The organism is Pseudoalteromonas lipolytica (genome assembly GCF_001306915.1).
GTDB lineage: Bacteria > Pseudomonadota > Gammaproteobacteria > Enterobacterales > Alteromonadaceae > Pseudoalteromonas > Pseudoalteromonas simplex.
Map to the genome: position 1 here is coordinate 187,326 of NZ_LJTC01000008.1, position 23,537 is coordinate 210,862.

Annotated in this window: 24 protein-coding genes; 10 read left to right on the forward strand and 14 right to left on the reverse strand. The window is 40.4% G+C overall.

Features of this window, described 5'->3' with window-relative positions; all coding sequences use genetic code 11:
• Positions 1 to 68 precede the first annotated feature (68 nt).
• The 3 genes from AOG27_RS13095 to AOG27_RS13105 all read left to right on the forward strand — a co-directional run bounded on the left by AOG27_RS13095 (position 69) and on the right by AOG27_RS13105 (position 3,030).
• Positions 69 to 1,373 carry a DUF4118 domain-containing protein gene (locus AOG27_RS13095; protein ID WP_054553463.1) on the forward strand — a complete coding sequence of 435 codons (1,305 nt, stop codon included), beginning with the start codon at positions 69 to 71 and terminating at the stop codon, positions 1,371 to 1,373.
• On the forward strand, positions 1,366 to 2,034 hold the full coding sequence (locus tag AOG27_RS13100) for a response regulator (RefSeq protein WP_054553464.1): 669 nt from the start codon (positions 1,366 to 1,368) through the stop codon (positions 2,032 to 2,034). The genes AOG27_RS13095 and AOG27_RS13100 overlap by 8 nt, the downstream gene beginning before the upstream one ends.
• A 126-nt stretch (positions 2,035 to 2,160) precedes the next feature.
• A complete protein-coding gene (locus AOG27_RS13105; RefSeq protein WP_161804351.1) occupies positions 2,161 to 3,030 on the forward strand; it encodes a diguanylate cyclase in 870 nt (289 codons plus the stop codon).
• A gap of 1 nt (position 3,031) precedes the next feature.
• Here the strand turns inward: AOG27_RS13105 and AOG27_RS13110 are convergent, their stop codons facing one another.
• From AOG27_RS13110 to AOG27_RS13125, 4 genes are all read right to left on the reverse strand, one after another.
• Entirely contained in the window at positions 3,032 to 3,727 is a 696-nt protein-coding gene (locus AOG27_RS13110) for a class I SAM-dependent methyltransferase (protein WP_054553466.1), read from the reverse strand.
• A 124-nt stretch (positions 3,728 to 3,851) separates the two neighbouring features.
• The gene (locus AOG27_RS13115; protein ID WP_054553467.1) at positions 3,852 to 4,355 is read right to left on the reverse strand and encodes a GNAT family N-acetyltransferase; all 504 of its coding nucleotides are present in this window, start codon (positions 4,353 to 4,355) and stop codon (positions 3,852 to 3,854) included.
• Between the two features lie 57 nt (positions 4,356 to 4,412).
• The gene (locus AOG27_RS13120; protein ID WP_054553468.1) at positions 4,413 to 5,030 is read right to left on the reverse strand and encodes a glutathione S-transferase family protein; all 618 of its coding nucleotides are present in this window, start codon (positions 5,028 to 5,030) and stop codon (positions 4,413 to 4,415) included.
• 47 nt (positions 5,031 to 5,077) lie between these two features.
• Positions 5,078 to 6,109, reverse strand: coding sequence for an NADP-dependent oxidoreductase (locus tag AOG27_RS13125; protein ID WP_054553469.1), 1,032 nt, complete (start codon positions 6,107 to 6,109; stop codon positions 5,078 to 5,080).
• Between the two features lie 166 nt (positions 6,110 to 6,275).
• Here AOG27_RS13125 and AOG27_RS13130 point away from each other — a divergent pair, with 166 nt between their 5' ends.
• Positions 6,276 to 6,710: a hypothetical protein gene (locus tag AOG27_RS13130; protein WP_054553470.1), complete on the forward strand. Its 435-nt coding sequence runs from the start codon at positions 6,276 to 6,278 to the stop codon at positions 6,708 to 6,710.
• Between the two features lie 11 nt (positions 6,711 to 6,721).
• A complete protein-coding gene (locus AOG27_RS13135; protein WP_054553471.1) occupies positions 6,722 to 7,564 on the forward strand; it encodes an SMP-30/gluconolactonase/LRE family protein in 843 nt (280 codons plus the stop codon).
• Here AOG27_RS13135 and AOG27_RS13140 read toward each other — a convergent pair.
• The 3 genes from AOG27_RS13140 to AOG27_RS13150 all read right to left on the reverse strand — a co-directional run bounded on the left by AOG27_RS13140 (position 7,561) and on the right by AOG27_RS13150 (position 11,674).
• On the reverse strand, positions 7,561 to 7,794 hold the full coding sequence (locus tag AOG27_RS13140; protein ID WP_054553472.1) for a helix-hairpin-helix domain-containing protein: 234 nt from the start codon (positions 7,792 to 7,794) through the stop codon (positions 7,561 to 7,563). The two genes, AOG27_RS13135 and AOG27_RS13140, sit on opposite strands and share 4 nt — an antisense overlap.
• Positions 7,784 to 8,779, reverse strand: coding sequence for a hypothetical protein (locus AOG27_RS13145; protein WP_054553473.1), 996 nt, complete (start codon positions 8,777 to 8,779; stop codon positions 7,784 to 7,786). Before AOG27_RS13145 ends, AOG27_RS13140 begins: the two co-directional genes overlap by 11 nt.
• Positions 8,780 to 8,938: 159 nt before the next feature.
• Positions 8,939 to 11,674 carry a TonB-dependent receptor domain-containing protein gene (locus AOG27_RS13150; RefSeq protein WP_054553474.1) on the reverse strand — a complete coding sequence of 912 codons (2,736 nt, stop codon included), beginning with the start codon at positions 11,672 to 11,674 and terminating at the stop codon, positions 8,939 to 8,941.
• A gap of 259 nt (positions 11,675 to 11,933) precedes the next feature.
• Between AOG27_RS13150 and AOG27_RS13155 the strand changes: the two genes are divergently transcribed.
• Positions 11,934 to 13,139, forward strand: a complete 1,206-nt coding sequence (locus AOG27_RS13155; protein ID WP_054553475.1) for an anhydro-N-acetylmuramic acid kinase — start codon at positions 11,934 to 11,936, stop codon at positions 13,137 to 13,139.
• Between the two features lie 3 nt (positions 13,140 to 13,142).
• On the opposite strand, the gene AOG27_RS13160 is transcribed toward AOG27_RS13155, so the two are convergent.
• Positions 13,143 to 13,619: a hypothetical protein gene (locus AOG27_RS13160; protein WP_054553476.1), complete on the reverse strand. Its 477-nt coding sequence runs from the start codon at positions 13,617 to 13,619 to the stop codon at positions 13,143 to 13,145.
• 191 nt (positions 13,620 to 13,810) lie between these two features.
• Positions 13,811 to 14,602, reverse strand: a complete 792-nt coding sequence (locus AOG27_RS13165) for a helix-turn-helix transcriptional regulator (protein ID WP_054553477.1) — start codon at positions 14,600 to 14,602, stop codon at positions 13,811 to 13,813.
• Between the two features lie 147 nt (positions 14,603 to 14,749).
• On the opposite strand from AOG27_RS13165, the gene AOG27_RS13170 reads away from it, so the two are divergent.
• Positions 14,750 to 15,649 carry a DMT family transporter gene (locus AOG27_RS13170; protein ID WP_082389271.1) on the forward strand — a complete coding sequence of 300 codons (900 nt, stop codon included), beginning with the start codon at positions 14,750 to 14,752 and terminating at the stop codon, positions 15,647 to 15,649.
• 8 nt (positions 15,650 to 15,657) lie between these two features.
• Here the strand turns inward: AOG27_RS13170 and AOG27_RS13175 are convergent, their stop codons facing one another.
• On the reverse strand, positions 15,658 to 16,542 hold the full coding sequence (locus AOG27_RS13175) for a LysR family transcriptional regulator (protein ID WP_054553478.1): 885 nt from the start codon (positions 16,540 to 16,542) through the stop codon (positions 15,658 to 15,660).
• Between the two features lie 110 nt (positions 16,543 to 16,652).
• On the opposite strand from AOG27_RS13175, the gene AOG27_RS13180 reads away from it, so the two are divergent.
• The 3 genes from AOG27_RS13180 to AOG27_RS13190 are packed head-to-tail and all read left to right on the forward strand — an operon-like array spanning position 16,653 to position 19,148.
• Complete coding sequence (locus tag AOG27_RS13180; protein ID WP_200909097.1) at positions 16,653 to 17,558, forward strand: DMT family transporter; 906 nt, start codon at positions 16,653 to 16,655, stop codon at positions 17,556 to 17,558.
• 15 nt (positions 17,559 to 17,573) lie between these two features.
• Complete coding sequence (locus AOG27_RS13185) at positions 17,574 to 17,900, forward strand: gamma-glutamylcyclotransferase family protein (RefSeq protein ID WP_054553479.1); 327 nt, start codon at positions 17,574 to 17,576, stop codon at positions 17,898 to 17,900.
• Positions 17,901 to 17,930: 30 nt separating this feature from the next.
• Positions 17,931 to 19,148, forward strand: coding sequence for an MFS transporter (locus AOG27_RS13190; RefSeq protein ID WP_054553480.1), 1,218 nt, complete (start codon positions 17,931 to 17,933; stop codon positions 19,146 to 19,148).
• Between the two features lie 65 nt (positions 19,149 to 19,213).
• On the opposite strand, the gene AOG27_RS13195 is transcribed toward AOG27_RS13190, so the two are convergent.
• The 4 genes from AOG27_RS13195 to sigZ all read right to left on the reverse strand — a co-directional run bounded on the left by AOG27_RS13195 (position 19,214) and on the right by sigZ (position 23,474).
• On the reverse strand, positions 19,214 to 21,556 hold the full coding sequence (locus AOG27_RS13195; protein WP_054553481.1) for an arylsulfatase: 2,343 nt from the start codon (positions 21,554 to 21,556) through the stop codon (positions 19,214 to 19,216).
• Positions 21,557 to 21,777: 221 nt separating this feature from the next.
• A complete protein-coding gene (locus AOG27_RS13200) occupies positions 21,778 to 22,014 on the reverse strand; it encodes a diguanylate cyclase domain-containing protein (RefSeq protein WP_200909098.1) in 237 nt (78 codons plus the stop codon).
• A gap of 149 nt (positions 22,015 to 22,163) precedes the next feature.
• Complete coding sequence (gene arsH, locus AOG27_RS13205) at positions 22,164 to 22,874, reverse strand: arsenical resistance protein ArsH (protein WP_054553483.1); 711 nt, start codon at positions 22,872 to 22,874, stop codon at positions 22,164 to 22,166.
• Between the two features lie 63 nt (positions 22,875 to 22,937).
• Entirely contained in the window at positions 22,938 to 23,474 is a 537-nt protein-coding gene (gene sigZ / locus AOG27_RS13210; protein WP_054553484.1) for an RNA polymerase sigma factor SigZ, read from the reverse strand.
• Between the last annotated feature and the right edge of the window lie 63 nt (positions 23,475 to 23,537).

The window sequence follows — 23,537 nt, forward strand, 5'->3', positions numbered from 1 at the left end:
TATAAAAACTTTATAGTGACAAAATTGAAAACCCTTTAATCTAATAGGGATAAACAATAAGTGAAAAGATGATGCAGTCAGTATTCAAAATACAGTATTTAAAAGCCGCATTTTTAAGTGTGTTGATGCCACTTGTCGTGGTGCTTGTGATATTCCCATTTCGAGAACTGTTTACAACCACCGATATTGTGATGCTTCAGCTTTTGTGGGTGACATGGGTTGCGGTGCGCAGTAATCGCCGTGTTGCAGCGCTTACCACCTTGGTGAGTGTTGCCTGCACGGACTGGTTTTATGTGGTGCCGTATTTTACTTTTCATATCGAAAATATTGAATATGTGGTCACCTTTTTGGTGATGTTGATTGTGGGTTTAGTGATAAGTCACTTAGCCGGGGAGCTCAATACTAAGGTTCGCGATGTGCAAGCCCATGCAAGTAATAGTCGCTTATTGTATGAGTTAGCAAAAAAGCTTAATGATCTCGATAGCCTTGAGGAGCAAAAGCAGCTGTTTTTAACAACCATGACCGCGCATTTAAAGGTTGCGTGTGATTGGCAGCTAACAGCGTCAAAGCAGTTTATTTATTTAAACGAACAACAAGCGGAATTTGGCGGTATTGCGTTTGCTAAAGCGCTAAATGCAGAGCAACAGGCTTTGGCGAATACAGCGTGTTCTTTACTGTATCAGGTTCAAGAAAAAACCCTATTACGCGAGCAATCTGCGGCGATAAAAGTACAGGCTGAGCTAGAGAGGTCAAAAAACACCTTGTTGCGCAGTTTATCCCATGACTTACGTACGCCATTAGCGACCATTATGGGCGCATCAAGCATGTTGGCCGATGATGATATCCAACTAAGCTCTGAGGTTATCAAAGAGCAAGCTGCTAACATTTATGAGCAAAGTAAAATACTTAATCAACACTTTGATAAAGTCATGGAGCTCAGTAAAGTTAATAAGTTAGCTGAGAATATTAAATGGCAAAAACTGCCTATTTTGACCTTAATTAGCGAGGCAAAATCTCGTCGTCAGCAGCAACTACAAAACTTTAAACTGAGCATCGAGGCTCAGCAACAAAGCATCTGTTTTGGCGATGAAACCCTACTAGAAATTGCCTTTGCCAATATGCTCGAGAACGCAGCTCGTTACGGAGATGGTTCGGCGAATATGCAATTTATTGAAACACACAATGAATATCAAATTGTGCTAACCAATCCTTTTGCGAATAAGCATGAGACGAGTCAAGATGAAGGTGTTGGACTAGGGAGTGTGATCTGCGATGTGGTTGCTAAATGTCATCAAGGGCGCTTTGAATTAACCCTCAATGAGCAAACAAAGCAAGCAACAGCTATATTAATTTGGAGTAACAGTCGTGGCTAATATTTTGGTTTTAGAGGATTCACCACCTCTGCAAAGTTTTTTAAAAACACTATTAAAAGCCAGTGATCATGAAGTTAGTGTGTGCGCCAAAGGGCTTGATGCGTTTGCACTATTAAGCCAGCAGCAGTTTGATTTAGTGCTGCTTGATTTAGGCTTGCTCGATATGGATGGGCAAGATTGGCTGGTGGAGTTTAGGCAGTGGAGCCTGCTCCCTGTATTAGTACTTTCTGCACGCGACGGCGAAACAGAAAAAGTCACCGCCCTTGATAACGGCGCCAACGATTATCTAACCAAACCATTTAGTGCAAACGAATTACTAGCGCGCATTCGGGTGCTACTTCGCACACAAACAACACCCAGCCTAACTTTGCAATGTGGCGATATTCACATCGACCCACATAAGCACGTGGTCCGTAAAGGCGCTGAAGAAGTCAAACTAACTAAAAAAGAGTACGCTATTTTACTGTTGTTGTTTCAGCAAAAAGATAAGGTGTTAACGCATAACGCTATTTTATCTGAAGTGTGGGGAGAGCAGTATATTAACCGTCCTGAATACGTGCGAGTACATATTGGTCAGTTAAGACAAAAACTTGAACAAAATGCGGCGAGCCCTAAACATATCTTAACCGAGCCCGCCGTAGGTTACCGCTTAGTTGAATAAACTATCTCTTTACATCGCTTTGGGTTGAGTTTGTAACATTCCTTAGGTACTGTTTTAGAGAATAATAATAAAGCGGAAGTCCCTTCATTGGCCATGCATCAAATTAACAGACAAGGTATTAGTTCATTGTCAAATACACAGCTCGAAGATGTGATTGCAGAAATTGAGCAAGCTATTGAGTGGCACCAGTCATGGTATAAAAACTTATTAAGGTGTCTAATTGCAGATACTCCCGCAAATGAACAAGACTTAGCAGATAATGCTCATAACTTTTGTCGCTTTGGGCAGTGGTTTAATAAGCTACCTGATCAGACTATAAAGCTTCACCCTCACTTTTCTGAAATCGCTTCTGCACATAAAAAAATGCATCAAGGAGCGAAAGTCTTGTTGTCGTTAAAAGAGTCTAAGACTGTTATTCCAGTAAACTTATTAGACCAATTTCATGCGGATTTAGATAGATTACGCGAGTTATTTGACTGCCTTATCGATGAGTTTACTGAAGTGCTTCACACACGCGACCCTTTAACGGGTGCATCAAATCGTACGAACTTATTAGAAAACCTGCAAAAAGAACACGAGCTGTGTAAGCGCAAATCACTAAGCTGCGCACTGATAATGATCGACCTTGATCACTTTAAGCAAGTAAATGATGAATTTGGTCATGCTGCGGGCGATAAGGTGTTAATAGCCCTCGTGAAATGCATTAAATCTCAGCTAAGAAAATACGATCAATTATATCGCTATGGTGGCGAAGAGTTTTTAGTCTGCTTACCACAAACAGAGCTTGATGATGCTAAGTCATTTTCTGAACGGCTAAGAGCTGGCGTTGAGGCTTTAAAAATCGACATTAGCAACGATAATCACATTAATGTTACTGGCTCATTTGGCGTAACGCTGATAAGCGCCGATGATAATATTGAAACGGCAATCGAAAGGGCCGATGAAGCTATGTATCAAGCTAAAAAGTCAGGCCGCAATCGAGTGTGTGTGGCTTAAACTATTCTTTAACGGCGGTAAATGCTTTTATTAGGCCAGCTTGATAAAAAGAGTAAACGCCTGTAAAGCCTGATTCGGCAATGATGCTTTCGATGACTTGAGATTCTTTTAAAGCAACGTCATTTTCATAAGCTAGTTTTACTTTTTCAATTTGTTCAGGACTGACTGTGGCTGATGACATAACGCTTAACCAGTGACTAAGCAGCAGTGGGTAAGTTTTGGCACTTTGATTAGCACTTAAGTCTGCGCTGACAAGTAACCCACCTGCTTTTAAACGTTTGTGAATATCTGCAAAAAATGCCACTCGTTTAGGTTCATCCACAATAAACTGCGATACTAACACGGCTGTCGCTGCATCAAAGGGCATCAAGTTCTTAAGTGAATCTACGTAACCATTATGAAACTGGCAGCGATGTGCCACCCCTGCTTGCGTTAAATTGTGTTTGCATACTTTGATCATTTCACTCGAGGGTTCGACTGCGGTGAAACTAAATGTAGGGAAGGCCTGTGCTAAATGCAAAATTTCATTTCCGGTGCCCGCTCCAACGCAAAGAATATGCGCATTGCTTGGTAGTTTGCTGAATAAAGGTGTCATCATAAAATACAAGGCCTGGCTAATGGGGGCCATGTTTTGCCATTGTGAATCATAATTAGCTGCTTGTTGATCAAATAAGGCGGTGACTTCGTGTTGTTGCATAGTAAAAACCTAGTAGGTAACTTTAAGTGTTACAGAAGTGGATAGCTTACTTTATTTTAGGAAACTTTAAAAGTTACTTAATGGGGCATTCAAATGATTTGGTAATGTATGCATACTCATTTGCTTAATTTTTAGGTTTTAACAATGAAAAAAGGTGCGCATTAAATAAGTGTCCTTTCTTGAACATCGCGTTTTTTAAAACTGCATCTTGTTCGAAGCCTAATCTTTGCAGAACCTTCATTGAGGCAGGATTATCTTCGCACACGTAAGCAAACACTCTGGCGATTGTCGTTTTAGAGAATACTGTTTCGAGTAGCATAGATGCAGCTTTTACAGTGATACCTTGCCGCCAGTACTCTTTTGCCAGCCAGTAACCTAACTCACCTGAGCGATCAAATTCAAACTCACCTGGGTGCACACTCACGCATCCAATAAGTTTATCGTTAAATATAACGGCTTTAATGAGCTGACTTTGACTACCTTCATTAATCCACCACTGAGCATCCTCGTAACTATAAGGAGAGGGGATTTTAGTTGATAGGTATTGTGTAACATTTATGTCGTTAAGAATTGCAACAAGTTGTTTTGCATCTGACTCTACGAAGTCTCGAAGTGTAATCACGCTCATCCTTTGGAGTTTTGTAAGTGTGTGTGCGAAGGCATTGGAGTATGCCTTTGCTTGTCTTTATCCGTATTTGGCTTCTAACTCATTTGCTGTGCGATAGCTCTCATAGGTGTTTAATCGCTCGAAATACCGCTCTATTTCTGCAAAATGAGACAGCATGCCAGACTCAGCGACTTTCTCTATGACGAATGACATCATAAAATCAGCGCCAGTAAGGTTGTCATCAACAAAGTACTTTCTACCTTTCAGATGTTGATTAACATAGCTGAGTATTTTACCAATTTCATGGTCGGCATAATCAGCAATGAAGTTAGTTTTACAGCCATCTTTTGTAATAAATAGTTTTAATAAAAAAGGCACCATTGCTGAGCTTTCAGCAAAATGGAGCCATTGTTGATAATCAATGTAACTCTCACTTTGCTGGTTTGGCATAAACTTACCTTTGCCATACTGAGTTATTAGGTAGTCAGTTATCGCACCCGATTCAGTAATTACTTTACCGTTATCTTCAATCACAGGAGCTTTACCGAGAGGATGAATTTGTTTTAACTCATCAGGTGCTAAAAATGTCTCTTTATTACGTTGGTAGGCAATAATGTCGTAATCAACGCCAAGCTCTTCGAGCAGCCAAATAATCCGCTTAGAGCGTGATTTGTTTAAATGGTGTAATTTAATCATTTGTTATCCTTAATAGTGGCGCAACATTATTTGTTGCGCCTAATTTTTTAAATTGGCTGCTGAACTTGCACCACGGTTTTACCAAAGTTTTCACCATTTAACATGGCGTTAAAAGCATCTAGGGTTTTTTCGAAATCAGTTTCAAGGTGCTCTTTGTATTTTATCTTGCCGTCGTTCAGCCATTGTTGCATATCTTGTGCAAACTCACCGTAACGATCGCTGTAATCATCAAAGATAATAAAGCCTTGTACTTTAATACGTTTTCTAAGAATTAAGCCCATCAACATAGATAGGCGATCAGGCCCTGGTGGTAACTCAGTTGCATTATATTGTGATACTAATCCACATAGTGGGATTCGTGCTTTTGTGTTAAGTAAAGGCAGTACCGCATCTAAAACATGACCACCGACGTTCTCGTAGTAAACATCAATACCTTGATCACAGGCGTCCTTAAGCTGTTCTTCAAAGTTATCGGCTTTATGATCTATGCATGCATCAAACCCTAAGTTCTCAATCGCATGCTTACATTTTTGAGAGCCTCCAGCGATACCAACGACTTTACAACCTTTTAATTTGGCTATCTGACCGACGGTTGCTCCAACCGGCCCTGTTGCTGCAGCTACAACCACTGTTTCGCCTGCTTTTGGTTCACCAATATTTAGTAGTCCCATATAAGCAGTAAACCCTGGCATACCTAAAATACCGAGTGCATAGGAAGGAGTATCTGGACTTTCTCCTAACTTCATCAGTCCTTCAGTATTACTTATCGCATACTCCTGCCAACCAGTATAGGCAAGTACCCATTCACCTACTTTATAATCAGAGTGCTCTGATTGCTCTACCTGACACACTGTCGCACCAACCATCACATCGCCAACTTCAACAGGGTCAGCATATGATTCTGCATCGCTCATACGGCCTCGCATATAAGGGTCAAGAGATAAATAAATTGTTCTTAGTAAAACTTCACCTTGTTTAGGTGAGGCAAGAGTAGATGTTTTTAAAACGAGGTTATTCTCTGTTGCAGGGCCTGTTGGACGTGATTCAAGAATATACTGACGGTTTTTAATTTCAGTCATACTTATCTCCTATGATTTGTTTTAAATCCTGTTTAATAAATAGGTGCGGGCATGTAATTAGAAATCAATGGCGAAATTGTTACCGAGTAGAAAATGATAATTTCATTCAAACGACAATCCATTTTGCACGGTATAGTGTAAAGGTGTATGCTGGAAAAATAATCAAATGGCGAAACAAATTGATATGAAAGGTATTTCTCTTATAGCTTTTACGCTTGTTGCGGGTTTTATGGCAAGGAGTGCGCATGCTAATACAAGTGTTTTATCGGTTGATCCTATCACTCCAGGAAACGTATTTGCGTTTGAAAACGACGCAAGACGTTATCCAAAGCAAAGTGAGTTTAGTATTGTTCACAGTGTTTCGATGAGCAGTGAAAGCGGCCGACGATTAGCTGTCGTAACTGTTGAAAACAAAGCATCAGGATCGCGTATCTTACAAGCAGACCATATTATGGCTTTATTTGCCGATGGGCGTCGCTTACACCCGTTAGCTTTTGATGAAGGTATCAAGTTAGATGATGGTGAAAAGCGCTCACTGACTTTATCTTTTGGTGAAAATGAATACCCCATTTTAGCGGTATACACGAGTTTAGATGAGTAAAAGGCAGGCCCATGAAATTACCTAAGCCACTGGCAATAACACTACTTTTAAGCTCACCGTTAGGTTTTGCTATTGATAGCCAAGACTTTGTTAAAGATAACGTGTTCACGCAAGGCATTGAAGGGCCAACCATGTATAACGGTGCCCTATACGCGGTGAACTATGCCCAGCAAGGAACGATTGGCCGCGTAGATAACATGGGCAAAACATCGTTGTTTGTGCGGTTACCGAATGACAGCGTTGGTAATGGCTTACAGTTTGACTCACTAGGTAATTTATTTATTGCCGATTACGTTAACCACAATATTTTAAAAGTACCTGCTGGCAGCAATAAAGCAGAAGTGTTCGCCCATAATAGCAAGATGAATCAACCCAATGACATTGCTATCACCAAAAGTGGGGCGCTGTTTGCAAGTGACCCTAACTGGGCGAACGAAACGGGTCAGCTATGGCGTATTAATGCGGATGGCAGCACCCATTTACTCGAAAAAAACATGGGGACTACCAATGGAGTAGCGGTTAATAACGACAATACCAAGCTCTATGTGAACGAAAGTGTGCAACGAATCGTTTGGCAATACGACTTAGATGACAACTTAAACATTAGTAATAAAAAAGTTTTGATTAAATTTGCTGATCATGGCCTAGACGGCATGCGCGTTAATAATCAAGGGCATGTGTTTATTACTCGTTATGGCGCAGGGAAGGTACTTGAAGTCTCGCCTACCGGCAAGCTTTTAAATAGCTATCAATTAAAAGGCCAGCATCCAACGAATTTGGCTTTCAACGAGACGCAAAACAAAGTGTATGTCACCATGCAAAAGCGCGGGGCAATCGAAGTGATTGAACTTTAGCCTTGCTTTGCTCGCGTAATAGCAGCGGTGATTGCCGCTTTTGCTTGCGGACTATTCTTCCAGCAATTTGAATGCAGCATCGACGCTACTCGCTCAGCAATAGTGTTGGCATCAAACCCAGCTAAGTCTTCAAACGATTCAATCCCAACTTCTTCGAACCGTTTTATAACCGTTGGTCCGACACCTTTGAGTGCTAAAAGCGCGCTGCGTTCTTGTTCGTTAAATGGCATGTTTTTGTTCCTTGTTCATTGCGTTTATAAACTGATGAGGGTCATCTAGCCCCAGGAAAACAGTGTTAATATCACCCATAGGTTCATTGAGCTTAATTTTAATATTCGGGTAGCCAGAGTAGTTGTAACGTTTGATTGAACGAGCGCGTGCAATAAAGTCGGTATTTAAATCAATGGATTTGATATTTTTTAAAGCAATATTGTAAGCAGGATAGAGCCCATAGCGAATAATGAGTTGCGATTTACTAATAGAAACAGGGCGCTTTGCAACTGCTCGGTATTCTGCAATGAAGAATAAAAGGCTAAATATAGTTAAACCAGTGATTATGTTTGCTGCTGTTGATGACCACACAAAGTGTATGAAGAAGTGCATCATGGGCAGTTCTAATAAGATAATAAAAATAAAGCCAAGTAAGTTAGCTTGTGCACCGTCTTTATTATGATAACTAAAATGCTGTTCACCAGTGAAATAACTAGGTTTAATGTGTTTAGCGTAAAAAAAGAAAGCCCACATCCGTGTTTCGAAACATAAAAAGTTTGCAATAGCACTTTGTTTGAAAAGCTTGTTAATTGGCCGTTCGATAGCTATATCAGGATCTGTCTGCTGGCTTAAAGCGGATTTTATTGCCAGGTACACAGTAATGAGAGCACTTAGCTCTAAAATTACAATCAAAGCTAAAAGCCCGTAACGACCTTGCTCTAAGTAATTCATTAAAAATTTGTTTTGTTCGGGAATAATGTAACTCCCCACTAAAATAGCGAGTGAGCACATCATCAATGCTTTAAAAGCCGCTTCTTTCTTATTTTTAATTAATATTAAGCAAAGTACAGGTAATACTATCAGTGCATCAAGCAGGTATAACCATTCAAAATTTGCTTTGCCAAAGTCATTTAGTGGATGCTTTCCCTGATAATAAATGCCCCAAAAAAGACTAATACTGATTAGGAAAATAAATGGAATTTTTGACTTTATTGATTTGAGCATAACACCTTCCTTGCAGTTTTACTGCTTATATCTTAAACAACAATCTATGCGCTGTCCCTTTTTATTCTGGATATATTCGTACTTTCTAAAATAAAAAAGCGCACCGGGCAGGGTGCGCTTGAGGGGATCAATCCTGTGTAGCTAAAACAGTAGGATTAATTAGAAGCTTGGGGCATATCTCAGTGAAACACCGACTGAACGGCCAATCACACTGTAATCACTCACGGTGTTAAAGTGGTTTGCGCCTACCTCAGGTGTTGGTGGTTCACGATCTAATAAGTTATCGACACCAAAGTTAACAGCAAGTTCCTCGTTAACTTGCCATGCAGCAGCAAAATCTAAGTAATTTTGTGCTGAGATTGTTTCTGAACGGTCGACAGCATACTCTACTTCACCTATTCTGCGCCAGCCAAGTTGGAAGTTCATGTTATCTAACTGCCAATCAATGCTTGTGCGATGTTTGTAGTCAGCTTGTAAAATGCTCGCAAAGTCACCCGAACAGGCGCTGCCGTAAGTTCCCTTACAGTCAACTTCAGGCACTGTGCTGTTGTTTTGACGGGTTTGTTTAGTAACAAAGTTACCTTGGTACGAGAATCTAAAACGACCACCCATTTGCTCTGGTGCATCAATCACATAATTTGCTGCAACGTCGATACCTTCTTGCTCAATGGCGGCTAAGTTAAAGTCATTAACGATGGCTGTGCTAATAAACCCCGTGTTTGGATCGCGAAGTACCGCACCACACAATGGGTTGTTCGGATTCGGGTCATCAACATAACAGCTTTGTAGTGCCGCACCTGGCTGAATTTGGCTTACCGCATCTGTAACACGAATACTGTAGTAATCGAGTGATAAATCAAAGCCTTCTAAGTAGCCAGGTGTGTAAACAATGCCTAAGGTGTCTGATTCGGCTTGTTCAGGTTTAATATTCGGGTTACCACCATAGGTGTACTCTGCGGTACTTGAATCAAACTCGGTGCCAACAGGCGGCGCACCAAACGCAGCACATTGAGCCGCATCACCGGTGCCCAGTAAACATGGATCGCCGTTATAACGCCCTGCTAGTCGTGGCACAAACTGGTCGCTATTTTGGTCAAATAACGATAACGAGAGCGCTGTGATTGGGCTGGCAAACTCACCTAAGTTAGGTGCTCTAAATGCGGTTAAGCGGTTGGCGCGAATACGAATGTCGCTGTTTATTGCCCAGTTGATACCTAGTTTGTAAGTGTCTTCTGCTTCGGTATTTGAGTAATCAGAAATACGGTAGGCACCTTCAAAGCTAAGCTCTTCAGCAAACGGTTTATCAACTAAGATAGGCACTAAAATTTCAGCGTAGAACTCTTCAGAGCTAAAGCTTGCATCCATATCAAATGCGCTGATAGACGCAAAGCTGGTGCCGTTCCTAAATGCATCGCCCGGTGTTTGTTTACCGGTTTCTTTACGGTATTCGTAACCGATTGCAAAATCGATAGCACCGGCTGGTAATTCAAATAAGAACCCAGAATCACCCGATAGTGTTGCTGAGATGACACTTTGAGTACGGTCGCGAGTGGTATAAAGCAGCGGATCGCTAAAGTCGCTGAAATCATGGTTGGGATCAAAAATATCGACTGAATTTGCAAGGGCAGCAAAACGACTATTACCGCTGTTATCATTGCGGTATGCGTTGTTGTAAATGGTGGCTACTTCGTCCGTTTTGCCGTACTGACCATATACTTCATAACGTAAGTAGTCAGTTAAATCACCTTTTAAGCCCAGTTGAAATTGCATTGAATCACGCACCGCTTCGGTGTGTTGCACGCCTAAACCTAGGTTACGTTCAACATTAACAAGGGCATTGCCTTCGCTATCAAACGTAAGTTGGTCGCGTAGTTCATCTGGAATATACGCATTGTCTTGCGTGAGGGTCACTTGCTCGTTTACAAAAATCGGTGTTTGACCACTGGCACCCGCACCATTTACGGTCACTTTAGAATACATTGCGCGGCCATAGGCAATGGCACTGTCGCTTACATCAACGTCAAATAATAAGCCCGCAGAAAAACGGTCCATCGGTTGAGTTAAATAACGGTCAGCTGTGAAATCAGTTGTTTGACGCTCACTTGTTACAGCACCAGAATCAGCAATACCGATGCTGTTGCCAGAGGCAACGTCAGTATAATAACCACCGCTGTTGATCATTGCCGTTGAGTTTTCAAGCGCATAGTCACGCTCGCCGGCTAATAGCTCTTTTCGTTCGGTGTAACCAATATAGCCAGTGACGTGGCCGCGACCGTCGGCGATATCACCACCAAAAATTGCTTCAAAGTTAAGCTTTTCGTTACCGCCGTCGGCACTTTCGTAACTGGTTGAGAATTCAGCGCCAGTAAAATCATCGTCTAAAACAAAGTTAACAACACCGGCTACCGCATCGGCACCGTAAACCGCTGCTGCACCACCTGTTAATACATCAACGCGTTTTATTAACCCGGCTGGAATAGTATTTACATCAACCGAGTTACGAAAACTAAATGGTACCGCGCGAGTGCCGTCAATAAGTACCAATGTGCGGTTTTGACCAAGGCCGCGTAAATCAATCGTTGATGAGCCAAATGAGTCACCGACTGTGGCGCCGGTGCTGTTGGCACCGGCCGCAGCTTGTGGCAGTTTCGCGGTAATATCTTCAACGTTCACTGCACGGTCTAGGTGAATTTGTGCTTCATCAACGCTCACTACAGGACTACTTGAGACCAGCTCAGTACGTTGAATACGTGAACCTGTTACGGTGATCACTTCAGGTTTTTTTGCTTCAGTGCTTTGCTCTGCGTGTGCATAACTAATTACTGAACTTACAGCGAGAGCTAAAGGTGATAGCAGCAATAGCGAGCGATGCCCTGTTGATGTATTTGCTTTCATGATGATTCCCTTGCGTTTTATCATTTAAATCAACGCAGGTTGGTGTCTGACCTAGACCATTTAGTTAATTTAATGAGTCATACTTTTTGTTATGATGCTTGTGTGCTCTCCTTTTGGGGAGCTCACCGGTACAGTTTTAAAGCAATTTAAAAGTCTTTGCAATAATTATTCTTTAAATCTATTATTTTAAAATATAAACTATTCCAAGCCGTTAACCCGCTTATTTACATCTAATAAGCTGATTTTAAGTGATTTATTTATGCATCAACATATTGAAAAACTGTATTTAAGCGCAAAAAAAGAAAGAAAATTAATAATTGGTCTAATGAGTGGCACCTCATTAGATGGTCTTGATATTGCGCTATGCGAAGTATCAGGGCAAGGCATGGATACTCATGTCGAAGTAGTAAAGTTTACGACGGTCGACTACGACGATGATTATAAAACGCGTGTAAAGCGAGTGTTCGCCAAACGCGAATGTGACCTTGAAGAAGTCACTTTACTCAATCCTTGGATTGGCCAATTACATGGGGAAATGGTTGCCAAAACGTTAGCCAGCTGGGGAGTAGCAAAAGAACTTATTGATGTGATTGCCAGTCACGGACAAACTATTTATCACTGCCCTAAAAACCAACACAAGCGTGCAGAATATGGCAATGCAACACTACAAATTGGTGACAGCGATCATTTAGCCGTGACTGCAGGTATTACAACCATAGCTGATTTTAGACAAAAGCACATTGCAGCGGGTGGTGAAGGTGCGCCGCTTGCGGTATATGGTGACTACTTGTATTTCACAAGCACCAGCGAAAACCGTATTTTGCTTAATATGGGCGGCATTGCAAACTTAACCTATTTACCTAAATCGGCAGACGCACGAGCAGTTTTTAGCTCTGATATAGGCCCCGGCAATACCATTATGGATGCTTATGTGCAGCGTTATTTTACACCACTTCATTATGATAAAGATGCCGCTATTGCAGCAAAAGGCACGGTAAGCGAAGATTTGCTCGCAGCGCTGTGTGATGATGCATTTTTTGCTTTAGGGTTTCCAAAAACCACCGGGCCAGAAGTGTTTAATCTAGACTATTTAGCTGCAGCACAAGCACGCTCGAATACGCAGAACTTATCGCACTTTGATGTGATGGCAACCTTAGTGCAGTTTTCAGGAGCAATGATTGCTAAAGCAATTAACCAATGCAGCGAAGGTTTGACCGATGTGGCTGTATACGCCAGTGGTGGTGGGGTCCATAACCCATTATTAATGGACATTATTTTGGCTAATTGCCCAGCGCTTTCTGAGATAAAAAATACCGATTCGTTGGGGATTAATCCAGATGCAAAAGAAGCTGTGTTATTTGCTATTTTAGCGAACGAATGTCTGTCGGGTGGGCAACAACGCTTTGGTAATACCGAGCAAGGGATCCCCGATATTACCATGGGTAAAATTAGCTTTGCTGACTAGGCCCTAGAAAAAGGCTAAAAAGCTTGCGCCAATATTACTAATGTAATGGCGTAAGCCCTGGTTTTTAGCTTGCTCAGAAGTTAATAGCTCTGGTGATGTGCTAGCTGCAATGCTGACATCAAACTGGGCGCTGTCTTTAAGTGTTGCATGCAAGCCGTGTAGCATTAATTGCAATACAAATTCACCACTGTGAGTAACGTTTTCTAAGGTAAGCATTATAACGTGCTGTTCTAGATCGTGTTGCGTTAAAGTGTGTGCAGTAAAATACGCCGATTCGCGCGCATCAGGGCGGGTTGCACTGATAGAGATCACATCGCCTTCATGGGCATCATCTGGTAGCACACAACAAAACACAACACGCTTTTGCTCATTAGCCGCAAAATGCAATTGTTCGTATTCCATAGTATGCGCAAGTGCAGCACATAAAGGGTCTTCACTAGAGGGGAGTGCAAACGAAAGTTGCACCAAGGCACTGTCCATTACTTCTTCATTACGTTAGGTGATTAAATTAGCGTCAATTATTGATCAGTTAAATGACAGAATTATGACTATTGTCATATTGCGGATTATATATTTTAGAAACAGAGAAAAGTTGTACTTTCTAGAACGAGTAGCAAGACTAATTTCAATTTGCTCAATTATTTGTAGTATTAATAGTCATATTGATTAAGCTACGGGTTTGATAATTTTTCTTTACTTTCAATATAGTAAATAACAAAGGTATTAGAATAATGTTCGGGTTTTAATGATACATATTTATAGTGCCTAAGTGTTCCTTTGTCATCTAGCACAGACTTTTCTCCTTCCCGAATTCTCTTTACTTCATAGTCTTGCCACATTTGGCAAAACAACTCACTACGAGATTTAAGATCGTCTAAGACGGCTTTAAAGGCTGATTTGTCTGTAGCTAAAGCAAAGTAAGAGCGGAATGAGGCAATGGTGTTTTTTGCTGCCTGCTCCCATTGAGGAATACGTCGCTTATACTCATCATTTAAGAACATAAGCTTTAATGAGTTTCTATCAGCTTTAGGAAGGGTAGACCAATCGAATATCTTTTTGGAAGCCGCCTCATTCCAGTACTCTATATCCATATTTTCTCTGCGAATAAATGCAGGATTCGGTTCAAGTGCACGAATTAGCGCTTTTAATTCTTCCGACACTTCCTCTTGCTCTTCTAGAGCAGGTTTATTCCCGAAAACAATCGCGTTTAAATACTCTTGTTCATCGTTAGTTAGTTTTAATACTGTGCCAATGCGATTAATAGCTGCACGCGATATACTGATTTCTCGTCCTTGCTCTAACCAAGTGTACCAACTGACACTTATAGCAGCCAATTGCGCGACTTCCTCTCGACGAAGCCCTTTTACACGCCTTCTTCCACTGGTAAAACCATAATCTTCAGGGTTTATTTTTGCACGGTGTTTGGTAAGGAAGGTTTTTAAGTTTTCGTGTTTAGTCGTCATAAAATGTTTAGCCTATGACTATTTATCACAGTATAAATGCCCATATTTTACGCTTATCTTGACTGCTATATAGTGCCACCATCTTACACCTTCCACTGCTTTTGAGCTAGTTAGGTCCTTACAATTCAATGAGTCAGAGGTGGATCAATGTCTCAAGAAAATGTTTATTCGGCATCTCCAAATTACTGGAAACCTATCTTATTTGTTGCAGCACCATGGGTATTTGTTTTTTTATGGAGTACAGGGTTTGTTGGCGCAAAATTTTCGCTTCAATATAGTGGTCCATTTCACTTACTGTTTTTTAGAGGGCTATTTTCATGTGTTATTTTTTTATTTTTATCGGTTGTGCTAAAGGTTAAGTTTCCTTCATTGAAGAGCGTTAAACAGCAATTAATAGTAGGGCTTTTTCTGCAAACCTTTTTTCTAGGTGGCTGTTTTTTCGCAATTAACAAAGGGCTTCCTGCATCAGTTGTGGCATTAATTACGGGTTTACAACCAGTGTTAACGGCGGTGCTGGCATCAATAATACAAAGCAAGCAGTTAAAGAAGTTGCAATGGCTAGGGATTGTAGTCGGATTTTTAGGTGTTTTTCTTGTGCTTTCGCCAACTAAATTAGGAGGTGAATTAAGTTTAATTGGTCTACTTGCAGCATTTTTTGGTTTAACAGGTGTGACGGTTGGTGCAATGTATCAAAAGAAAGCGGTAAGTGATGGGCATATTTTTGCATCTACTTTCTTTCAATATATTCCCCTTGCTGTCGTGATGGGAGTGGTGTCATTTTTATACGAGCCAAACACACCGACTTGGAACGCACCTTTTATTATTAGTATATTGTGGCTTGTGGTTGGTGTGTCTGTAACGGCCATATTGTTGCTTATGTTTATGATAAAAAATGGAGAATCGACAAAGGTAGCATCCTATTTTTATTTAGTACCAGTACTCACAGCTGTCGAAGCATGGATTTTATTTGATGAAAAAATCAGTTTTGCAATGTTGTTAGGTATGGGCTTATCAATTATAGGGTTACTGCTTGTACACAGAAAGTAGCGACCAAGCTATGGCTCTCCTCTTAAATGGTCAAATAAAACTTTAGATAGCGCACCAATTTGTGCACCTTTTTTAATGCAAAGAGTTAAGTTTCTTTTTGACCATTTTTCATCCACTTCTATGATTTTTATATCTAAAGAGCGCCAGCAGCCTATTGAATCATATGGCAATAAAGCAATGCCCACACCAGAACCAACCATTCTACATACAGCATCAAAACTTTTAACTTGCGCTCGAATATTTAGATGGCAATTTAGGCCTGCGGCTTTATTCATCATAAAAGTATGGATTGCAGAACCTTCGTTCAAGATAACAAATGGAAAACTGACAGCTTGAGAAAACTGTATTTTGCTAAATTTAGCAAGAGAATGCTCGCTTGGAACAATGATGACCAATCGATCTTTCTTATAAGGATAAAACTCCACATTATCATAAAGGCCATTTTCAGCGACGATCCCTAACTCAACTTCTCCTTGTGCTACGGCTGTAATTATTTCTTCGCTTGTGTGTTCTTCTAAAGCAACTCTAACACCCTGATTATTTTCTAAAAAGGTCCCAAGATCTTCTGGCAAGTATGTATGAATAGCATTGGTGTTTGCCCATAATTTTACTTGCGATAATGCACCTTTAGTAAAAGGAGCAATATCAGATTGCATTTGCTCTAACGTAGCTAATGTTCTTTTGGCATATCGAAGAACGATTTCACCTGCTTTTGTAGCAGACACACCTCTTGGTTGACGCTCCAATAATTGAGTACCTAAATTATCTTCGAGTAGTTTAATTCGATGGCTCGCTGATGATGGTGCCAAGAATACTTGCTTAGCTCCTTGAGTTAAGTTCTTTTGTTCTACCACAGCGATAAATAGTTTTAAGTCAGTAAGATCAAATTTCATTCTAAGTTACCATTCGTTATTAACGAACTCTTATTGGTTAATTAGCAATTCTAATGTTGAGCAGTTATGTGGCATTGTAGCGTCACTTTTTACAATGAAAAAGAAATTCTGTGGGTTTAAATCGTTTAACAAGAAATGAAATCGGTATTATCTTAGCGATTCTTTCTGCTGCAGGTTTTTCTCTAAAGGCAATATTTGTAAAACAAGCTTACTTAATTGCTAATGTTGAACCTATTACTCTTCTTAGTTTACGAATGCTCTTTTCATTCCCTTTATTTATTCTTATTGGCTATTCAAGCTTAAAAACAGGCTTTTCATTGACTAAAAAAGAAGTTCTTTTACTTATTTTGCTCGGTGTTGCCGGCTATTACGGCGCATCAATTTTGGATTTTATGGGCCTAGAGTATATTTCAGCAGGATTAGAGCGCATTATTTTATTCTCATATCCCATCCTCACGATTTTTATGGGGATTTTATTTCTGGGTAAACAATTTGAAAAGCGGTTGGTTGTACCTACAGTGCTATGCACATTAGGGGTTGTTTGCGCATGCTTGAGTGATTTCAAATTTGCTGGAGGTAGTCACAGCATTTGGCTTGGCGCTGCTTTAGTCTTTGGCTCTGCGCTATGCTACGCATTTTACCAAGCTTTTTCAGAGCCAATGATTGAGAAACTAGGCGCAATGCGGTTTTCTTTATTGGCTATGTTTGTATCTATTTTTGCCGTTCAGCTACATTTTTTTATTCAATTACCAATAGAGAGCCTAATCCAACCTACTAAAATTTATACAATTTGCTTTATGATGGCTTTATTCTCAACTGTTCTCCCTGTCTTTTTGCAATCAAGCGCTATTAAATATATAGGAGCGGCAAGGTCTGTACTTGTAAGTACTTTAGGGCCTATTTTGACTTTAATTCTAGGGTGGATATTACTTGATGAAAAAATCACTTTGTTGCAAGTGTTGGGTATGTGTTTAGTTTTAATTGGTGTTTTGGCTATAAAACGTAAGAGAGTTTAATTTAAGAGGAAACAGATGGAATCATTATTTATATACGGCACCCTTCGTAAAGGTTATCCAAATGAACACATACTAACTAACATTGGCGGTAAGTTCACAGATGCTTCTGTATTTGGTCGTTACATAAATGTTGGGTGGGGAGTCGAAATGGGCTGCCCTGCACTGAGTCTAGATCCTCAGGGCGAGGAAATTAGAGGGCAAATATTTAGTTCATCACATTTAACTAAACATTGGGAGTTTTTGGATGAATTTGAAGGCAGTGATTATCATCGTGTTGAAACAAGTGTAAAGCTTGAAAATGGCCAAATGTGCACTGCGTTTGTTTATGTTGCTAAAGAATAAGACTAATTAACAGAATACAGAGGAACTAATATGTCTGCCCCCATCAAGCTTTTGAGCTTTTCTATTGCCTTTGTTTGTATTTTATTATCATTAAATTTTGGCCTGAGATCATCAATGGGCTTTTTTATGGCCCCGATTTCTGATGAATTTGGTTATGGTAGAGAAGTTTTTGCTTTCGCACTCGCTTTACAAAACTTATGGTGGGGTTTATCACAACCCTTTGCAGGAGCACTCGCTGATAAATATGGAACATGCAAAACAGTCATTGTTGGCGCGCTTTTATATGCGGGTGGTCTTTATGTAACAGCATCATCAAATTCCATATTGAGTTTGAATTTGGGTGCAGGCTTACTTATGGGGATGGGTATTGCTGCAACAGGGTTTGGCGTTGTTTTACCTGCTATGGCAAAAATGGTTTCTCCGGATAAGCGAGCATTTGCACTTGGCTTAGGGAGTGCTGCTGGCTCCGCAGGGCAATTAATATTTGTTCCCGTTGCACAGGATTTTATTGCAGCTTATGGCTGGAGTAATGCTCTAATGTTATTAGCTGGTGGTGCATTATTAATGGCTTTAATGGCTGGGGTATTTAAAGAAAATACAGACCCTGAACAAATGTCACAACCAATCACTGCAAAGCAAACAGTGAAAGAAGCGTTGAATGAAGCACTCAGCTATCCACATTACTGGTTAATAGTGATCGGCTTTTTTGTATGTGGTTTTCAATTAGCGTTTATTACAGTACATATGCCAGCATTTTTAAGTGACAGAGGTTTTACCGCAAACGTTGCCGTAGCAAGTTTAGCTCTTATTGGCTTGTTTAATATTTTCGGCTGTTTGGTCTCTGGGGCTTGGTCTGGTAAGTATTCTAAAAAGAATTTATTAACGCTTATATATGCACTGAGAGCTATTGCTATAGCGCTATTTATGCTTTTACCAATGACTGAAACATCAGTAATTTTATTCTCAATCTTAACAGGCTTTTTATGGTTGGCCACTGTACCGCCAACTTCCGGACTCGTAGCACAGCTTTTTGGTTTGCCACATATGGGGTTACTTTACGGTATCGTATTTTTAAGTCACCAACTTGGTTCATTCAGTGGTGTTTGGCTAGGCGGTTATCTATACGACTTAACAGGATCATATGATGTCGTTTGGTGGAGTGCTTGTGTAATTGCACTTGTTACGGCTGCAATTCACGTGTTTATAGATGAGAGACCAGTTGAGCGGTTACGTATTACTACAAATTAAATAACACCTAGTCTTGTTTTCATAAAGTGAAAGGTGTGCTGCAGCACACCTTTTAATTTAGTTATTTACTTCAAAACATATTCAATTTTATGTAATTGACCAGTAAAAGCGAATGGTGCTTTATCGTAGTAGCTTCGGGTAACTGTTGAGCCAAGATCCTGACCAACATCAAGCGTTTCAGTGGCTGAATAGCGAACCGGAGGCACTTTATCCACTTTGCCAGAGGCAACCTTTTTACCGTTTACTATCAGTGTCGCTTGGCCGCCGTTAGGTGCTTTTCCTTGTTGGGTATATTCAAGGGTAAGCGTGACCTCGCCAGTAGGTAAAGCTTGTTCAGATTTAACAACATAGTGGTGCTCGTTAAAGAAATTCATCACGTAAACAGGTTTACTGTCTTCAACATATAAGCTGTAGCCAGCGCTTGAACCTCCTACAGCAACTAATACACCTTCTACACCTTGCTTTGGTACATTAAACGTTGCCGTAATAGAATGCGAACGGCCATAAACAGCAGGTGCGCTCCCTTCAGGGATACGATTAGTACCAGCTAAATAAGTAAACTGAGTTTTTCCTTTGGTTACACTGGGGCGTTCAGGATTAGTTGCACGTTCAACAAAGCGGTCATCTAATGGGTAAACATTAAATTTTTTCGCTTCTTGATCAAAAATTGAAATTAAAGTTCTTAATTTATCTGGGTATTTAGCAGATAAGTCAACAGCTTCAGAAAAGTCTTCTTCAATATTGTAAAGCTCCCATTTATCATTATCGAAACCAACAGAACCATTCAAAGCCCATGGTACTCCATGAAACGAAGCAGCCACCCAACCGTCATGATAAATAGCACGATGACCACCGGTTTCAAAATACTGAGTCGTACGTTTGCCTTTAGCATCTTTATCGTTCAGTGAGTACAGCATGCTCACACCAGCCATCGGCGTTTGCTCTACACCGTTAACAACTTTAGGCTCAGGAATGTGGGCTGCATCAAGTATGGTTGGTGCTATATCAATCACGTGATGAAACTGTGAGCGCAAGCCACCATGCTCTTTAATATATTTAGGCCATGACACAACAAGCCCATTTCGGGTGCCACCAAAATGTGAAGGGACACGTTTCATCCACTGGAATGGTGCTGAGCCTGCCCATGCCCAGCCAACAGGAAAGTGGTTCTCGTGCAGCGGGCCACCTAGCTCATCTATTTTAGCTAGTTGCCCTTTGATTGTGTCGGCAATGCCATTTTGCGTCATCATATTGTTAAGTGTGCCAGTGACGCTGCCTTCAGCACTTGGGCCATTATCACCAGCGATAAAAACAATCATGGTGTTATCAGCATCAGGTAACTGCGAAACCGCATCCAGTAATCGACCAACATGATAATCTGTGTGCGCAGTAAAGCCTGCGAACACCTCTTGGTGACGGCTAAATAGCTTTTTCTCGTCAGCAGAAAGAGAGTCCCATGCTTTTATTTCTTTAGGTCGTTCTGTAAGTTTAGTATTCTGTGGGGCTATACCAAGCGACTTTTGCCGAGCTAATGTTTCTTCGCGAACTTTATCCCACCCCTGATCAAATTGACCTTTAAACTTGTCGTTCCACTCTTGTGGTGCATGAAGCGGGGCGTGTGTTGCGCCTGTTGCAAAATACATAAAGAACGGCTTTTCGCTATCGATAGATTCTTGTTGCCCCATCCATTTGATTGCGTCATCAACCAAGTCTTCGGTTAAATGATAACCTTGCTCAGGCTTTTTAGGTGGTTCAACCGGTGTGGTGTTTCTGAATAATTGCGGTTCCCATTGGCTAGTTTCACCACCCTGAAAGCCATAAAAATATTCAAAACCTAGGCCTGTCGGCCAATGGTCAAATGGACCAATAGGGCTGGTTTCCCAGTCTGGAGTGTTGTGCCATTTACCCCAAGCCGCTGTGTTATAACCATTTTCTTTTAGAATCTGGGCAATACTCGCAGTTTCATCAGGCCAAACACTATGATAGCCAGGGTAGCCTGTTGAAAGCTCAGTAATTGTTCCCATGGCAACTTGATGGTGGTTTCTACCAGTAAGAAGAGCTGCGCGTGTTGGCGAACAAATAGCTGTGGTATGAAAGCGGTTAAACTTTAAACCTTCATTGGCTAGTTTATCGATTGATGGGGTTGGAATTGGGCCGCCAAAAGTACTTGGGTGACCAAACCCAAAATCATCTAATAAAATAACCACAACATTAGGTGCACCTTTTGGTGCTTTTATTGGTTGTGGATAATCTTGTTTAGAGTTTTCAAACGTTTTGCCAATCTTTCCTTGAAACTCTGGTGCGGCTATTGGTAAAACACTTCTATCTATTTCAGATGCGTTCACTTGGGTAAACCCAGAAAGCAATAGCAATGAAATAATACTACCTACTCGTTTTAAACGATTCATCCCTTTCTCCATGGTAATAATTACCGACATGTTGGTATGTAATAGTGAGTATTTAGTCACTAACTTAGTAACTATAGTCCAAGGTAATTGTTTAAATAAAGTACGTTTTGTGTTTTTAAAGGTTGTTTTTAGTGGTAATTCATTTTGATTAATCCATTAGGGTTGGTTCTTTGGATTTGAGCTTAATAACGGTTTTTAAATTTAATTTGAATCTATTAAAGTTAAGAAAAGACAGTATTTCTGCCGCCTCTTTTTGCTTCATAAAGGTGTAAGTCGACTCTTTTGGCAGCCTGTTCTGACGTTTCGTTTGGTGCAATTTCAATAACACCTAAGCTTATCGTTGCGCTTATATCCTCGGCTTTTGTTGTAAAGCCTTGAAAAACTTTGTTTATTTCGTTTTCTACTTCAGTAGCAGCAAGCTGAGAAGAGAATAATAGAAAGCAAAAAATCCTAAACATTTTAAATGTTACTCCGTCAGGAATTATTATCCATAATATTAATTTTGCAGATGTTCTGGCTAGCATTCATAGTGAATGTAGCAGGTTTGTTTTGGTCAAATAGCATAAGGCTGAACTTCATTGAACAGCCTTGTGGAAAGTTGTTAAAGCTAAGAGTTTGGTTCAAGCACTTTACTGTCATCCACTAATTTAGTTGTTTGTAAGTTCGCAGCCGCTTGTCTTTCGCTATATCGGTCTACGAGCCAGTCCAACTTGTCTCTGGTTAGTAAAGTAAATTTAATTAACTCTTCCATCACATCGACAATGCGCATTCTAAACGACGACTCTTTCATATTGCCAGCCTCGTCAAACTCTTGCCAAGCTTTTGCGACTGATGACTGATTTGGTATCGTTAACATACGCATCCAGCGACCAAGAATGCGCATGTTATTTACAGCATTAAAGCTTTGCGAACCGCCAGATACCTGCATTACGGCTAGCGTCTTACCTTGTGTTGGTCTAACAGCACCATCAGTGAGTGGGATCCAATCTATTTGATTCTTGAGCACAGCTGACATATTGCCGTGAATTTCAGGTGAGCACCAAACCTGTGCTTCTGACCATTTCACAAGCTCTCGCAGCTCTTGTACTTTTTGATTGTTTACAGACTCTCCATTATCAAATAATGGTAATCCATCTGGGTTAAATATTTTAACTTGAGCACCTAAGTGTTCAAGTATTCTTGCGGCTTCTTCACTAGCAAAACGGCTAAACGACGTTTCTCGTAAAGACCCGTATAAAATTAAAACTCGAGGTTTGCTTGTGCTTGCATTATCGAAAGTCGGGGTTACGTCAAACTTTGCATCATTTAAGTATTTCATTACATCTCCTGAATGATTGAGGCTTACCTAGTAAGACGTAATGTTTTTCAAAAAGACGAAGTGTTAGCAGAACTTTTTTTGTTTGGGGTGGTAATCAACTAAGTTGCCGTACTTATCGATTTCAAAGTCACAACAACAATCGAATAATGCCTTCAATTTTGAGCGACTTTTTTGCAGCCTTGATTTGTAGGTTGAGTAGCTGATGTTTAACTTCAAAGCTTCCTCTTTTTGAGAGTATCCTTCGAGATCTATTTTTCTAATTAGATCCGCTTCTTCTTCAGGCATAGCTTGTAAAAAAGGTTCAATGCACTTTATGAGTTCAGCTTTTACGGTTTTGTTTTCTTGTTGCGAAATAATATCATCAAGCTCTATTTCTACATGCTTATTTTGACGCCTATAAAAGTCAACAATAACATGGTGTGCTATTTGAAATAACCAAGCCTTTAAACTTCGCTGATCTTGTAAGTGATGAATATTAAGGTGTGTTTTTAACAGAATATCTTGTAAAAGCTCTTCAACATCAGCAGGGTTCGATATTTTTGTGGTTAAAAAAGCACGTAAACTATTTTTGTATTCAAGCCAGATTTGTTCGATGGACATAATAGTATTGTTGTTGGGATTTAATCGTTAGTTTATCAAAAATAGTACAGAGCCTGCATGTGG

Coding starts and splice junctions, on each gene's coding strand:
- AOG27_RS13095 (WP_054553463.1), top strand. CDS start 69: ATGATGCAGTCAGTATTCAAAATACAGTATTTAAAAGCCGCATTTTTA.
- AOG27_RS13110 (WP_054553466.1), bottom strand. CDS start 3,727: ATGCAACAACACGAAGTCACCGCCTTATTTGATCAACAAGCAGCTAAT.
- AOG27_RS13115 (WP_054553467.1), bottom strand. CDS start 4,355: ATGAGCGTGATTACACTTCGAGACTTCGTAGAGTCAGATGCAAAACAA.
- AOG27_RS13120 (WP_054553468.1), bottom strand. CDS start 5,030: ATGATTAAATTACACCATTTAAACAAATCACGCTCTAAGCGGATTATT.
- AOG27_RS13125 (WP_054553469.1), bottom strand. CDS start 6,109: ATGACTGAAATTAAAAACCGTCAGTATATTCTTGAATCACGTCCAACA.
- AOG27_RS13130 (WP_054553470.1), top strand. CDS start 6,276: ATGGCGAAACAAATTGATATGAAAGGTATTTCTCTTATAGCTTTTACG.
- AOG27_RS13135 (WP_054553471.1), top strand. CDS start 6,722: ATGAAATTACCTAAGCCACTGGCAATAACACTACTTTTAAGCTCACCG.
- AOG27_RS13140 (WP_054553472.1), bottom strand. CDS start 7,794: ATGCCATTTAACGAACAAGAACGCAGCGCGCTTTTAGCACTCAAAGGT.
- AOG27_RS13145 (WP_054553473.1), bottom strand. CDS start 8,779: ATGCTCAAATCAATAAAGTCAAAAATTCCATTTATTTTCCTAATCAGT.
- AOG27_RS13150 (WP_054553474.1), bottom strand. CDS start 11,674: ATGAAAGCAAATACATCAACAGGGCATCGCTCGCTATTGCTGCTATCA.
- AOG27_RS13155 (WP_054553475.1), top strand. CDS start 11,934: ATGCATCAACATATTGAAAAACTGTATTTAAGCGCAAAAAAAGAAAGA.
- AOG27_RS13160 (WP_054553476.1), bottom strand. CDS start 13,619: ATGGACAGTGCCTTGGTGCAACTTTCGTTTGCACTCCCCTCTAGTGAA.
- AOG27_RS13165 (WP_054553477.1), bottom strand. CDS start 14,602: ATGACGACTAAACACGAAAACTTAAAAACCTTCCTTACCAAACACCGT.
- AOG27_RS13170 (WP_082389271.1), top strand. CDS start 14,750: ATGTCTCAAGAAAATGTTTATTCGGCATCTCCAAATTACTGGAAACCT.
- AOG27_RS13175 (WP_054553478.1), bottom strand. CDS start 16,542: ATGAAATTTGATCTTACTGACTTAAAACTATTTATCGCTGTGGTAGAA.
- AOG27_RS13185 (WP_054553479.1), top strand. CDS start 17,574: ATGGAATCATTATTTATATACGGCACCCTTCGTAAAGGTTATCCAAAT.
- AOG27_RS13190 (WP_054553480.1), top strand. CDS start 17,931: ATGTCTGCCCCCATCAAGCTTTTGAGCTTTTCTATTGCCTTTGTTTGT.
- AOG27_RS13195 (WP_054553481.1), bottom strand. CDS start 21,556: ATGAATCGTTTAAAACGAGTAGGTAGTATTATTTCATTGCTATTGCTT.
- AOG27_RS13200 (WP_200909098.1), bottom strand. CDS start 22,014: ATGTTTAGGATTTTTTGCTTTCTATTATTCTCTTCTCAGCTTGCTGCT.
- arsH (WP_054553483.1), bottom strand. CDS start 22,874: ATGAAATACTTAAATGATGCAAAGTTTGACGTAACCCCGACTTTCGAT.
- sigZ (WP_054553484.1), bottom strand. CDS start 23,474: ATGTCCATCGAACAAATCTGGCTTGAATACAAAAATAGTTTACGTGCT.